Origin of the sequence: Lacisediminimonas sp. (genome assembly GCF_030645335.1) — a bacterium.
Classification (GTDB): Bacteria; Pseudomonadota; Gammaproteobacteria; order Burkholderiales; family Burkholderiaceae_D; genus Lacisediminimonas.
The window spans coordinates 1-13,438 of sequence record NZ_JAUSNH010000057.1; the positions used below are offsets into that span (position 1 = coordinate 1).

General features: G+C 63.7%; 13 protein-coding genes. 4 read left to right on the forward strand and 9 right to left on the reverse strand.

All coding sequences use genetic code 11. The annotated features are described in order from the left end of the window. The 4 genes from Q7T64_RS04270 to Q7T64_RS04285 form a co-directional block, all read right to left on the reverse strand. Positions 1 to 895, reverse strand: an 895-nt coding sequence (locus Q7T64_RS04270) for an FAD-dependent monooxygenase (RefSeq protein ID WP_304791721.1), incomplete at its 3' end; no start/stop codon positions are given. Positions 896 to 899: 4 nt separating this feature from the next. Beyond that, complete coding sequence (locus Q7T64_RS04275) at positions 900 to 2,231, reverse strand: aminopeptidase P N-terminal domain-containing protein (protein WP_304791724.1); 1,332 nt, start codon at positions 2,229 to 2,231, stop codon at positions 900 to 902. A gap of 1 nt (position 2,232) precedes the next feature. After that, positions 2,233 to 2,946, reverse strand: a complete 714-nt coding sequence (gene murU, locus Q7T64_RS04280) for an N-acetylmuramate alpha-1-phosphate uridylyltransferase MurU (RefSeq protein WP_304791726.1) — start codon at positions 2,944 to 2,946, stop codon at positions 2,233 to 2,235. Between the two features lie 9 nt (positions 2,947 to 2,955). Beyond that, positions 2,956 to 3,981, reverse strand: a complete 1,026-nt coding sequence (locus Q7T64_RS04285; RefSeq protein WP_304791730.1) for an aminoglycoside phosphotransferase family protein — start codon at positions 3,979 to 3,981, stop codon at positions 2,956 to 2,958. A gap of 154 nt (positions 3,982 to 4,135) precedes the next feature. On the opposite strand from Q7T64_RS04285, the gene Q7T64_RS04290 reads away from it, so the two are divergent. The 4 genes from Q7T64_RS04290 to rsmA all read left to right on the forward strand — a co-directional run bounded on the left by Q7T64_RS04290 (position 4,136) and on the right by rsmA (position 9,662). Beyond that, positions 4,136 to 6,268 carry an LPS-assembly protein LptD gene (locus tag Q7T64_RS04290; protein WP_304791754.1) on the forward strand — a complete coding sequence of 711 codons (2,133 nt, stop codon included), beginning with the start codon at positions 4,136 to 4,138 and terminating at the stop codon, positions 6,266 to 6,268. Positions 6,269 to 6,379: 111 nt separating this feature from the next. Further along, positions 6,380 to 7,786: a peptidylprolyl isomerase gene (locus tag Q7T64_RS04295; RefSeq protein WP_370653250.1), complete on the forward strand. Its 1,407-nt coding sequence runs from the start codon at positions 6,380 to 6,382 to the stop codon at positions 7,784 to 7,786. Next, positions 7,786 to 8,811, forward strand: coding sequence for a 4-hydroxythreonine-4-phosphate dehydrogenase PdxA (gene pdxA / locus Q7T64_RS04300; RefSeq protein WP_304791736.1), 1,026 nt, complete (start codon positions 7,786 to 7,788; stop codon positions 8,809 to 8,811). The genes Q7T64_RS04295 and pdxA overlap by 1 nt, the downstream gene beginning before the upstream one ends. Beyond that, complete coding sequence (gene rsmA / locus Q7T64_RS04305; RefSeq protein ID WP_304791739.1) at positions 8,808 to 9,662, forward strand: 16S rRNA (adenine(1518)-N(6)/adenine(1519)-N(6))-dimethyltransferase RsmA; 855 nt, start codon at positions 8,808 to 8,810, stop codon at positions 9,660 to 9,662. The genes pdxA and rsmA overlap by 4 nt, the downstream gene beginning before the upstream one ends. Before the next feature lie 101 nt (positions 9,663 to 9,763). Here the strand turns inward: rsmA and gloA are convergent, their stop codons facing one another. The 5 genes from gloA to glyS all read right to left on the reverse strand — a co-directional run. Then, complete coding sequence (gene gloA, locus Q7T64_RS04310; protein ID WP_304791742.1) at positions 9,764 to 10,150, reverse strand: lactoylglutathione lyase; 387 nt, start codon at positions 10,148 to 10,150, stop codon at positions 9,764 to 9,766. Between the two features lie 95 nt (positions 10,151 to 10,245). Beyond that, a complete protein-coding gene (locus tag Q7T64_RS04315; RefSeq protein ID WP_304791745.1) occupies positions 10,246 to 11,121 on the reverse strand; it encodes a M48 family metallopeptidase in 876 nt (291 codons plus the stop codon). Further along, entirely contained in the window at positions 11,118 to 11,837 is a 720-nt protein-coding gene (locus Q7T64_RS04320; protein WP_304791757.1) for a 1-acyl-sn-glycerol-3-phosphate acyltransferase, read from the reverse strand. The genes Q7T64_RS04315 and Q7T64_RS04320 overlap by 4 nt, the downstream gene beginning before the upstream one ends. A gap of 113 nt (positions 11,838 to 11,950) precedes the next feature. Then, the gene (gene gmhB, locus Q7T64_RS04325; protein ID WP_304791748.1) at positions 11,951 to 12,541 is read right to left on the reverse strand and encodes a D-glycero-beta-D-manno-heptose 1,7-bisphosphate 7-phosphatase; all 591 of its coding nucleotides are present in this window, start codon (positions 12,539 to 12,541) and stop codon (positions 11,951 to 11,953) included. A gap of 7 nt (positions 12,542 to 12,548) precedes the next feature. Next, positions 12,549 to 13,438, reverse strand: an 890-nt coding sequence (gene glyS / locus Q7T64_RS04330; protein ID WP_304791751.1) for a glycine--tRNA ligase subunit beta, incomplete at its 5' end; no start/stop codon positions are given.

The following is a 13,438-nucleotide window of genomic DNA, read 5'->3' on the forward strand; positions in this document are numbered from 1 at the left end:
CTGCGTCCCGCAAGCCAAGGTTCAGCCCCTGTCCCGCCACCGGATGCAGCGTCTGTGCCGCATTTCCGATCGCCACCGTGCGCCGCGTCTGCACCGGATGCGCATTCAATCCCAATTCAAAAGCATATCGCCCAGCCACGCCGGTGAAGCGCCCGACCCGCTCACCAAAAGCAGCTTGCAAGGCCGCCAGGAACGCCACATCATCCTGCGCCATCAGGCCCTGCGCGCGCTCGGGCCGCATGCACCAGACCAGCGCGTAACCATCGTCTTGCGGCAGCAACGCCAGCGGCCCTTCATCGGTGAAGCGCTCATACGCGCGTATTGGCTGCCGAGCGCTGACGCGCACGTGGCTGATGATCGCTGTCTGCCCGTAATCGCGCGTCACCGGCCGCACTGCCTGCGCATCAAACAAGCCGCCCTCTGCCTGCACCAACAAACCCGCCACCAGCGTCAGGCCATTGTCGAACGACAGCTGCACGCCATCGTCATGCTCGTGCGTGTGGCGCACCGTCAGCGGCCGCTGCACCAGCACGCCGGCATCAGCCACCACGGCGGCCAGCCGCGCCACCAGTGCGCCATAGCGGCAGACATAGCCCAGTTCCGGCACCCCGCATTCACTGCTGGTGAGCAGGGCGCGACCGAAATGCCCGCGCCGCGATATGTGTATCTCGCGGATCGGGTCGCAGGCGATGGGCCATGCGCCAATCCGCTCCAGCAATTGTCGGCTGCCATACGACAGCGCAATCGTGCGCGGATCGGCAACCGATGCCGCCAGCGGCTTGCCATCGACCAGGACCAGCTCCGCCGCCGGCACGCCCTGGCGCACCAGCAGCGCAGCCAGCGCCAGGCCAACCGGCCCGGCGCCGCAGATCGCCATGCTGAAATCAGTGGCCATGCGTTTATTGCCGCATCAGGGCTTCAATGTCGGCCACTGTCTTGGGCGCATTGCGGGTCAGGATGTCGCAGCCGCTATCGGTCACTACCGCGTCATCTTCAATGCGGATGCCGATATGCCAGTACTGTTCCGGCACGTTGGGAGCCGGGCGCACATAGATGCCCGGTTCGATCGTCAGCACCATGCCCGGCTGCAGCTTGCGCCAGGGCTTTTCGGTATCGAGCGCTTCGCGTTCGCGGTAGTCGCCAACGTCATGCACATCCATGCCCAGCCAGTGGCCGGTGCGATGCATGTAGAACTGCCGGTAGTCGCCTTTGGCAATCACGTCCTCGACCGAACCGACCATGCTGCGGTCCAGCAGGCCGGTGTCCAGCATGCCTTGCGCCAGCACTTTCACGGCGGCGTCATGGCCTTCCATGAAATGGCGGCCGGGGGCGGTATGCTCAATCGCCGCCTGCTGCGCAGCCAGCACGATTTCATACAGGTCGCGCTGGGGGCCGCTGAAGCGGCCATTGGCCGGGAATGTGCGGGTGATGTCGGAGGCGTAGCTGTGAAGTTCGCAGCCGGCGTCGATCAGCACCATGTCGCCGTCTTTCAGTACCGCATCGCCGGCGCGGTAGTGCAGCACGCAGGAATTGGCGCCGGTGGCGACGATCGATCCATAGGCCGGATATTGCGAGCCGTTGCGGCGGAATTCATGCAGCAGTTCAGCTTCGAGTTCGTATTCGTGGCAACCTGGCCGGGCCATCTTCATGGCGCGCACATGGGCGGCGGATGCGATATCGGCGGCGCGCTGCATGATCGCGATTTCGCCGGCGTCTTTTACCAGGCGCATCTCGTTGAGCATGCCGTGCAGGTCGATCGCCGTGGAGGGCGCGGCAACGCCCGAGCGCGCCTGCGAGCGCACGCTGTTCAGCCAGCGTCGCACATGCTCGTCCAGTTGCGGATCGGCGCCCAGCGCATAGAACACTGCCGGCGCATCGGCCAGCAATTGCGTCATTTCAGCGTCCAGTTGTTCGATCGGAAAAGCGGCATCGAAACCGAAGGATTCGCGCGCGGCAACCGGTCCGTAGCGATAGCCGTCCCAGATCTCGCGCTCCTCGTTCTTTTCGCGGCAGAACAGGATGGTCTGGTCGGTCTTGCCGGCCACCAGCACCAGCACGGCTTCCGGCTCGGTGAAGCCGGTCAGGTAGTAAAACGAGCTGTCATGCCGGTACGGGAAGTCGGCGTCGGCATTGCGCATGACTTCGCGCGCGGTCGGCAGGATGGCGACGCCACCGCCCTTCTTGTGCATCTGGCGCAGCACCTGCGCGCGGCGCTCGGGATATGAGCTCATGTCAGTTCCTGGAAGTGTAAGGTGCGTTGAGCCGGTCCAGCCGTTCGGCAGTGCCGACATCGGTCCAGTCGCCGGGATACAGTTCGCCGCCGACCTGGCCGCGGGCCGCATATTCGCGCAACAGCGGCGCCAGCTTGGCGGTGTCGCCGGCGCGCACGCTGTCGAACATCGACGGACGGTAGACCCCAATGCCGGAAAAGGTGTAACGACGCTCGCCTTCATTGGCAATCGTGAAGCTGTCCAGCGCAAAGTCCCCGTTTGGATTGTGCGGCGGATTCTTGACCAGGTACAACCAGGCCACGTCGCGCTTGTCGGGCGCATACGGCCGGCCCCACATGTCATTGTCTTTCAAGGCCTCGGCCACCTGCGAAAAATCGAAGTGCGGACAAAACACGTCGGCTGCAACAGCGACAAACGGTTCTTCGCCCAGCAGCGCGCGCGCCTGCGCCACCCCGCCTGCGGTTTCCAGCGCCGTGCCTTCCGGCGAGTAGGCGATATGCGCGCCAAACGCTGCGCCGTCGCCCAGCGCCTGCTCGATCATGTTGCCCAGGTGCGCGTGGTTGATCACGATGTCGGTGATGCCGCCGCGCACCAGGTTCAGGATGTGCCAGACGATCAGCGGCCGGCCGCGCACTTTCAGCAGCGGCTTGGGGCAGGAGTCGGTCAGCGGGCGCATGCGCTCGCCGCGGCCGGCAGCGAAAATCAGGGCTTTCATGGGCCTGGCCTAAAAGGTGTAGCCGACCTGCGGCGCCTTGTCTTCCAGCGCATCGAGCAGCCGGATCAGCGGCGCCAGCTCGCGGTAGCGGCCGGCTGCGCGGCGCGTGTATTCCATCACCAGCGGCATGTCCTTGAGGTAGGCCGGCTTGCCGTCGCGGTGATGCAGGCGGGCAAAAATGCCGAGCACCTTCAGGTGCCGCTGCAAGCCCATGTATTCGAAGTCGCGGTAGAAGGCGTCAACGTCGTGGCTGACCGGCAGGCCGGCGCGGCGCGCGCGCTCCCAGTAGCGGATGGCCCAGTCGAGCACCATTTCTTCGTCCCACTGGATGTAGGCGTCGCGCAGCAGCGACACCAGGTCGTAGGTGATTGGCCCGTAGACAGCATCCTGGAAGTCGAGGATGCCGGGATTGCCCTTGTCAAGCACCATCAGGTTGCGCGAATGGAAATCGCGGTGCACGAACACTTGCGGCTGGGCCAGGTTGTTGGCCAGCAGCGCCTCGAAAACCCGGTTCAGGTCAGCCGTCTGCTGGTCGCTCATGGCCAGGCCCACATGCTTTCCGATGTACCAGTCCGGGAATAGCATCAGTTCGCGCAGCAGCAGCGCGCGGTCGTATTCCGGCAGTACGCCCGGCTGGCTTTGCACCTGCATCAGCACCAGGGCGTCGATTGCATCCATGTAGAGCTTGTGGGCGGTATCCGCGCCAAGCTGGTGCAGGTAGGTGGTCGAGCCGAGGTCCGACAACAGCAGGAAACCCTGCTCGGCGTCAGTGGCGATGACAGACGGCACCGATACGCCGGTGTTGCCGAACAGTTCGGCCACACGGATGAACGGTTTGACGTCTTCTTGCGGCGGTGGTGCATCCATCGCGATGTAGCTGGCGCCATCGTCGGCGTCGACCCGGAAATAACGGCGAAAACTGGCGTCGGCGGAGGCCGGGCGCAGGCTGTCGGTGGCGAGCGCCGGCGATGGCAGGCTGGCCAGCCATTGCACCAGCGCCACCTGGCGGTGGTCGGAAACAGGTTTGGAGGGCATGGGGAAGAAAGGAGATGCGTTTGGGCGGCTATGAGTTCCCCTATAATACGGGATTCACTCCGAAAAATCGTCCCTAGATGGCAAGCTTCCCGAGCGCTTCATGACCCTGCGCAGACGATTTTCCCAAGCCCGCCGGCTAGTCCCGGCAGTGGCGATGGCACTGTCGGCGCTTGCGTTGGCGGACCGGGCCATGGCGCAGGCATCGCCACAACCGGCCCGTCCGGACGAGAGCGACGCCCCCACCACGGTCGATGCCGAGCGCCTGTCCGGCCGTCCGGATCGTGAAATCAGCCTGCAACGGGATGTCGAGATCCGGCGCGGCAGCATGACCCTGAATGCGGACCGTGCCGATTACGACATCATCGACGACCGGGTGCGCGCCACCGGCAATGTGCGCCTGCGCAATTTCGGCGACCGCTACAGCGGCGAAGAACTCAATCTCAAGCTCGACACTGGCGAGGGCTATGTCGTTCATCCGGCCTACCGCCTGCAAAACAATAATGCACAGGGCACGGCCGAACGCATAGAGTTCGAATCGCGCGACCGCGCGGTGATCGAGCAGGGCAACTACAGCACTTGCGAAGGGCCTGATCCGGACTGGCAACTGCGCGCCGGACGCCTGACGCTGGACCGCGAACGGGACATCGGTACGGCGCGCAACGCGGTCGTGATCTTCAAGGGTGTGCCGCTGCTGGCCTCGCCCTACCTGTCGTTCCCGATGACCGCCGAACGCAAGTCCGGCATGCTGCCGCCGAGCATCGGCACCAGCAGCCGCGGCGGCCTGCAGGTCCAGGCGCCGTACTACTGGAACATTGCGCCCAATCGCGACCTGACGCTCTACCCGCGCATCATTGCCCAACGCGGCGTGCAGCTCGGCGCGCAGGCGCGCTACCTGGGCCAGACCTACCAGGGGCAGACCCGCATCGAAGGCATGTTGAACGACCGGCTGGCCGATCGCAACCGCTATGCGTTTTCGTCGACCCATACGCAGCAATTCAGTCCCTTGCTGACCTTCAACGCCAACCTCAATGGCGCGTCCGACGACAACTACCCCAACGATTTCTCCAACAGCATCACGACCGCTACCCAGCGCTTGCTGCTGCGTGACCTGAACCTAGTCTATGGCGGCCCGGTGTGGACCGCCTCTGCGCGCACCAGCAGCTACCAGATTTTGCAGGACCCGGCCTCGCCGATCGTGCGCCCCTATGACCGGCTGCCGCAGATCAACCTGTCGGGCATCAAGCGCGATGTCCAGGGATTCGACCTGTCGGTGGATTCCGAATTCACCACTTTCTGGCATCCGGACCTGGTGCGCGGCTCGCGCATGGTGGTCAATCCGCGTGTGACCTATCCGCTGATTTTCCCGGGATTTTTCATCACGCCGAGTGCATCGCTGCATGCCACCAGCTATAACATCGCAAACCAGACGGCCGGCACGCCATCGACCTTCAATCGCGTGTTGCCGACCATGTCGCTCGACAGCGGCGTGGTGTTCGAGCGCGATACCAGCCTGTTTGGCCAGCGCCTGACGCAAACGCTGGAACCGCGCCTGTTTTATGTCTATACGCCATACCGCGACCAAAGCCAGCTTCCGAACTTCGACACCGCGCCGGCGGACTTCAACTACACCCAGGTGTTCCGCGAAAACCGCTTTTCCGGCAATGACCGCATCAGCGACGCCAACCAACTGACCGCGGCGCTGTCGAGCCGCTTCATCGAGGCCAGCGGGGTCGAGCGCATGAACGTGGCGCTGGCGCAGCGCTTTTATTTCAACCAGCAGCGCGTGATCGGCGGCTCGCCGAGCGAAACCAAGTCGGACATACTGCTGCTGGGCTACGGGCAGGTTTCGCAGACCGTGGCGGTCGACAGTACTTTCCAGTACAGCCAGAGCTTACGTTCCCTGCAGCGTTCCAGCTTTGGCGTGCGCTGGCGTCCCGGCACCAACCGGGTGCTCAACGTGCAGTACCGGCGCGACCTGAGCACGCCCTTGCGCCTGTTCGACGTTTCGGCACAATGGCCATTGACGAACCGGCTGTATGGCGTGGGCCGGCTGAATTATTCGCTGGAAGAAAAACGCCTGGCCGAGAGCGTGGTCGGCGTCGAATACAAGGCGGATTGCTGGATTTTCCGGGTGGTGGCGCAGCGCATACCGACGGCAACCGGCGTTTCCACCTCGACCATTTTCCTGCAACTTGAACTCAATGGCCTGTCGAAGATCGGTTCAAATCCCTTGCAGATCCTGCGTACCAACGTTCCCGGTTACCAGTCGCTGACCACCTCGCCCTAGGCATAACGAGAAACGAACATGAAACAACAGTCTTTTGCCGCATCAGAAAGCAGTCAGACCGGCATCCGCCCAAGCCGGCGCGCCGGTGCATGGCTGCTGGCCGCCAGCATGATGTTGCCAGTCGCCACGACGCAGGCGCAGCTACGCGCGCCGGGGGCAGGCACGGCGCCATCATTGGGACAAGCGCAGCCACAACCACAACCACAACCGAAAGCGCCAGCGCAGGCACAGCCGCCGGCATCCCGCACGCCCGACGCGTCCGGTCGCCAGAAAGTGCGTGCGGTCGACTCCATTGCCGCTGTCGTCAACAACGAAGTGATCACCAACCGCGAACTCGACGAGCGCGTCAAGATGGTCGAGGCGCGCATGCGCAGCCAGAACGTCGCCATGCCGCCCGGCCCGGAATTCCGCAAGCAATTGCTGGAACGCCTGATCCTCGACCGGGCCCAATTGCAGCTGGCCAAGGAATCCGGCCTGCGGGTGGATGACCAGATGCTGGACCGGGCAGTGGCCGGCATCGCCGAGCAAAACAAGATGACCATGCAGGAATTCCGCAACCAGCTTGAGCGCGACGGCATGGCGTTCGCCCGGTTCCGCGAGGAAATCCGCGAAGAGATCACGCTGCAGCGCCTGCGCGAAAGGGAAGTCGACAGCAAGATCCAGATCGCGGAATCCGAGGTCGACAACGCGATGGCCAGCAACCAGAACGCCAACTTGCAGATGGAAATCAATATTGCGCAGGTGCTGATCCGGATTCCGGAAAACGCATCGCCCGAACAGATCGACCAGCGCCGCAAGCGTGCCGAGGAAGCGGTCCAGCAATTGCGCAATGGCGTTGATTTCGCCAAGGTGGCAGCCACCTATTCGGACGCGGCCGATGGGCTGCGTGGCGGCGAGATCGGCTGGCGCACGCCGGATCGCTTGCCGGAATTGTTCGTCGATGCCGTCGCCAAGAGCAATCCCGGCGACATCGCCGCGATCAAGAGCGCCAACGGCTTTCACATCCTGAAGCTGATCGGCACGCGCAAGGCTGAAGGGGAAAAGATCGCCGGCGCGCCGTCGGTGCAGCAGACGCGGGTGCGGCATATCCTGATCAAGGTCAACCAGGTGGTAACGGCCAGCGACGCCCGCCGCAAGCTGGGCGAAGTGCGCGAGCGGCTGGTCAACAAGGCGGCCACCTTCGAAGAGATGGCGCGGCTGTTTTCCAATGACGTCACCGCATCGCGCGGCGGCGACCTTGGCTGGATCTATCCGGGCGACACGGTACCCGAGTTCGAGCGGGCGATGAATGCCTTGCAGCCAGGCGAAATCAGCGAGCCGATCGAGTCGCCTTTTGGTTTCCACCTGATCCAGGTGCAGGAACGCAAGCGTGACGACGTGTCCAGGGAACGGCAGCGGCAAGCTGCCCGCCAGGTGCTGCGCGAGCGCAAGTCGGCAGAGGCGACCGAGGAATGGCTGCGCCAGTTGCGCGACCGCACCTATGTGGAATATCGGGACGACGCCGATCGCCGGCCGTGATGAAACGTCCGCGCATTGCCATCACCTGCGGCGAACCGGCGGGAATCGGGCCGGAAATTTCAGTGCGGGCGGCGTGGCAGTTGCGTGATAGCGTGGAGTGCGTGCTGATCGGCGACTCGGCCTTGCTCAGCATGATCGCCGGCGCCATCGATCCCGCCATTGCCCTGGCGGCATTGTCCTGGCAGGCGATCGTCAATGACGGCATGCCGGACTTCGGCGCCGGTCGTGTCGCCGTCATCGACTGCCCGTTGAACAGCAACGTCACGCCCGGCAAGCTTGACGCCGGCAACGGACTGCCGGTCCTGCGCACGCTCGACATGGCAATTGACGGCGCCATGCGCGGCCTGTTCGATGCGATCGTCACCGCGCCGCTGCAAAAAAGCACGATCAACGACGCCGGCATTGCGTTCACCGGGCACACCGAATACCTGGCCGAAAAAACCGGCACCCCGCGCGTGGTGATGATGCTGGCCGACGGCGCCGGTGCGCATCCGCTGCGGGTGGCGCTGGCGACCACCCACTTGCCGCTGAAAGATGTCGCGGCGGCGATCACGATCGACGGCCTGCTGCAAACCATCGGCATCATCCATCGCGACCTGCAGTCGAAATTCGGCCTGTCGCAGCCACGCATCCTGGTCACCGGATTGAACCCGCATGCGGGCGAAGGCGGTTACCTGGGGCGGGAAGAAATCGACGTCATTGCGCCGGCGCTGGCGCAGGCCCGCGCAGCGGGCATCGCGGTGGAAGGGCCGTATCCGGCCGACACGCTGTTCCAGGCCAAGTACCTGGATCGTGCCGATTGCGTGCTGGCCATGTACCACGACCAGGGACTGCCGGTGCTCAAGCATGCCAGCTTCGGGCGCGGCGTCAATATCACGCTGGGCCTGCCCCTGATCCGCACTTCGGTCGACCACGGTACGGCGCTCGATGTGGCTGCCAGCGGTGTCGGCCATGCCGATATCGGCAGCATGATCGAGGCCATCAAGGTAGCGGCCAGCATGGCCACTGCCCGGAGGCCGGCATGAAACATATTCCGCGCAAACGCTTCGGCCAGAATTTCCTGACCGACCAGACGGTGTTGCATGACATCATCCGCGCCATTGAACCGCATGCGGATGACCTGATGGTCGAGATCGGCCCCGGACTGGGCGCCATGACCCGGCTGTTGCTCAAATCGGTGGATCGCCTGCACGTGGTCGAACTCGACCGCGACCTGGTGGAGCGCTTGTCGCGCCAGTTCGACCCGGCCAAACTGATCGTGCATTCGGGCGATGCGCTGGCGTTTGATTTCGGTTCCTTGTTGCCTGCCGCTGCCGGGCCGCTAGCCGAAGCCACACCCGCATCCGCAGAAGAGCCACCTGCGCCGCGCAAGCTGCGCGTCGTTGGCAACCTGCCCTACAACATTTCCTCGCCCTTGCTGTTCCATCTTGCCGACTACACCGACATCGTCCTCGACCAGCATTTCATGCTGCAAAAGGAAGTGGTCGAACGGATGGTGGCGCAGCCGGGCAGCAAGGTATTCGGCCGCTTGTCCGTGATGTTGCAGTGGCGCTACCGGATGGAGCTGATGATGGTGGTGCCGCCGACCGCATTCGATCCACCGCCGAAAGTCGAATCAGCCATCGTGCGGATGATCCCGCTGCCGGAACGGCTGGCCTGCGACCAGGCCTTGCTGGAGCAAGTGGTCACGCAGGCGTTTTCACAGCGCCGCAAGGTGCTGCGCAACTGCCTGTCGGCCTTGTTTACCGAAGCGCAGATCCGGGACGCCGGTGTTGATCCGCAGGCGCGGCCGGAAACGGTGTCGGTAGAGGGCTTCGTGACGCTGGCGCGCATGCTGGGCGCGCGCAAGGACAGCGCGGCTGCTGCGGACTCCTGAACGCCTGAACCGTCGGATGGTTCAGGCGGCTCTGCATTGAATCAAGGATTCATCGATTCATCAATTCAATGCTTCATCAATTCAATGATCCGGCGCCTGCTTCAGGTGCCGCGCTGGATCAGCTCGATCTTGTAGCCGTCCGGATCCTGGATGAACGCAATCACGGTCGTGCCGCCTTGCACCGGACCCGCATCCCGGGTCACGTTCGCGCCAAGGGCCTTTGCGTTGGCGCAAGTCTGGTACGCATCCGCCACGCCGACTGCGATGTGGCCGTAGGCCGTTCCCATTTCGTATTTGTCCACGCCATAGTTGTAGGTCAGCTCGATCTCGGCCTGGTCCGGATTGGACTCATAACCGACGAAAGCCAGCGTGTACTTCTGTTCCGGGCGGTCGGTGGTGCGCAACAGTTTCATGCCCAGCACCTTGGTGTAAAAGTCGATCGATCGCTGCATGTCGCCAACGCGCAGCATGGTGTGTAGCAGTCGCATGGTTGTCCTTGTTTGAATTGCGGGTTCGTGTGGGGATTCGATTTCGGATTCGGCTGTGAGTTCGGGCCCGGCAAGGTCGCGCCCGGGCTGCCGGTTCAGAAAATCGGCAGCGTTTCCGGGCCTTGTTCGCGCAGTGCCTTGCGTGCCGCCTCGAATTCGGGGAATACCGACTGCACCGTGGCCCAGAAGCGCGGGCTGTGGTTCATTTCGCGCAGGTGGGCAAGCTCATGGGCAATCACGTAGTCGATCTGTGGCAGCCCGAAATGCATCAGCCGCCAGTTCAGCCTGATGCGGCCATCGGCAGTGCAGGAGCCCCACTGCGTCAGCGCCGATGACAGCGCGAAGGAGCGGTATTCGACGCCGAGCTTTTCGGCATACAAAGGCAGGCGTTCGGCAAACACGCGCCGGGCTTCACGTTGCAGCCAGCCCAGCACCTGGTCTTTCAGTTGCTGTTCGCCGGCATCGCCCGGCAGGCACACCAGCAGTTCCCGGCGCTCGGCATCGAAATGCGTCACTTGCTGCTCCCGGGTGGCAATGCGCAGCACCACTTCGCCGCCCAGGTAGGGCAGGCACGCGCCATCGCGCCATGCCATCGGCGGGCGCAGGCGGGCGCTGCGTTCACGGCGCTCCGCCAGCTTGGCGAACACCCAGCGTTCTTTCTCGCGTATTGCGCCTTCAATCTCGGCCAGCGTCACCCAGCGCGGCGCGGCAACGTGCAGGCCGTCGTCATCGATCACAAAGCCGATCGAGCGCCGCTTGGAGCGCCGCAATGTGTAATCGAGCGCATGCTCGTGCAACTGGATGCGGCGGCGGCCGGGCGCCGGTGCGGCCGGCTTGCCGATTGCCGGGGCAGGCGCTGATGGCGAAGCAGGTGGCGAGACAGTGGGCGGCGATTGCAGCGGCGTGAAAAAATCGAGTTGCAAAGCCAGTTGCAATGGTTGCGGCAGCAGGTGGCGGAGCAGTTTTTTCAAGAGGCGGGCGGGCGCTTGAGCGGATCTGGGTTGGCGTAGACAGCGGGCGAAATGACGCGCATTTCCGATTCTATCCAATTTTCAACTTGCTGCAGCAATTGCAGCGCGCTCTTGCCCTCCGGGTAGATCGGTTTGCCGATCGATACCGTGATCAGGCCCGGCTTCTTGATGAAGGTATTCTTTGGCCAGCATTCGCCGGAATTCATCGCCACCGGTATCACCGGCACATTGGTTTCGATGGCCAGGCGCGGACCGCCGACCTTGTATTTTTCCTGGGAGCCGACCAGGCTGCGGGTGCCTTCGGGGAACATGATGATCCACTGTCCGTCGGCCAGCCGCTTGCGCCCGATCTCGACCACCTGCTTCATCGCATCGCGCCCCTTGCTGCGGTCAATCGGGATCATCCGCAGCAGCGCAATGCCCCAGCCGAAGAAGGGGATATACGTCAGCGCTTTCTTGAATACATAGACCAGCGGGCGCGGCATCAGCACGATGTAAAAAATCGTCTCCCACGCCGACTGGTGCTTGGACAGCACCACGGCCGGCGCGTCCGGCAAGTTCTCCATGCCCTTGACCTGGTAGCGGATGCCGCAGATGGTCCTGGCGGCCCAGATCACCAGCACATTCCAGCGCGAGGTCCAGTAATAGCGGCGGTGGTAGGGCAGCGGCGCGAACAGGAAACACATCGGCGCCCACACCAGCGTGGCCACCAGCATCACCAGGCTAAACAGCAGCGAGCGCAGGAACAGGTTGACGGTGGAGCGCTGGCCCGGTTGCTGCTGTGCCCCTGCGGGCTGGCCTCGGGCGGCGCTGCTGCTTTTATCTGTTGTCATTGTTTCTTTTTGCTGTCTTTCGATGCGATGGCGTCGCCCTGGGCGGCGGCCGGTGCGAGCAGCAAGTGGTCGACCACTGCCGCCAGGTTATCAAACGTGAGCGTGCCCGGCGGCAGCCCGCCTTTTTCAATGGTCTTTTCGCCCTTGCCGGTGCGCACCAGGTAAGGCGTGCACCCGACCACGAAGCCGGCCTGCAAGTCGCGCAGCGAGTCGCCCACCGTCGGCACGCCTTTCAGGCTGACATTGAGCCGGTGCGCGATGGTATGCAGCATGCCGGCCTTGGGCTTGCGGCAATCGCAGTCGTCCATGGCCGCATGCGGGCAGAAGAAGATGGCGTCGATTTCGCCGCCTGCCTTTTGCGCACTCTGGTGCATCTTCTGGTGGATGGCGTTGAGCGTCATCATGTCGAATTTTCCGCGCGCCACGCCAGACTGGTTGGTCGACACGACAACGCGGTAGCCCGCTTGCTTCAGACGGGCAATGGCTTCCAGCGAGCCGGGAATCGGCACCCATTCGCGCGGCGACTTGATGTAGTCATCGGAATCGAAATTGATCACGCCGTCGCGGTCGAGGATGATGAGCTTCATCATCGGTTCAGGCGGCCAGCTTCGAAATATCGGCCACGCGGTTCATCACCGTGTGCAACGCCGCCAGCAGCGCCAGCCGGTTGTTGCGCAGCGCCTCGTCGTCGGCCATCACCATCACCTCGTTGAAGAAGGCATCGACATCGGCGCGCAACTGCGCCAGCGCTTTTAGCGTGCCGGCAAAGTCGCCCTGGGCCCAGGCTTGCTCCACCTGCGGCTGCAGGCGCAACAGTGCCGCATGCAAGCCTTTCTCCGCGCTCTCCTGCAGCAGACCGGCCTGCACCGTGCTGGTGGCGGCGCTGGTCTTTTTCAGGATATTGGTGATGCGCTTGTTGGCCGCCGCCAGCGCCTCGGCTTCCGGCAGCGCGGCGAATGCCTGCACCGCTTGCAGGCGCTCGATGATGTTGTCGAGCCGGTCCGGATGCTGCGCCACCACCGCCTCGACCTGGTTTTGCGGATAGCCGCGCTCGCGCAACAGGCCGCGCAAGCGATCCATCATGAAGGCCGTGATGTCGGCTTCCGGGTCCTTGAAGCTGGCATTGCCGGCAAACAGCGAGGTCGTGCTGGACAGCAGGATAGAGATCGATAGCGGCAGGCGCTTTTCGATCAGCATGCGCAATACGCCCAGCGCATGCCGGCGCAGTGCAAACGGGTCCTTGTCGCCGGTTGGCGCCAAGCCAATGCCCCAGATGCCGACCAGTGTTTCCAGCTTGTCGGCCAGCGCCACGACGGTGCCGGTCTGGGTGCCGGGCAAGGCATCGCCGGCAAAACGCGGCTGGTAATGTTCGGAAATTGCGCGGGCGACCTCTTCCGGTTCGCCATCGTGGCGGGCATAGTAAGTGCCCATGATGCCCTGCAGCTCGGGGAACTCGCCGACCATGTCGGTCACCAGGTCGGTTT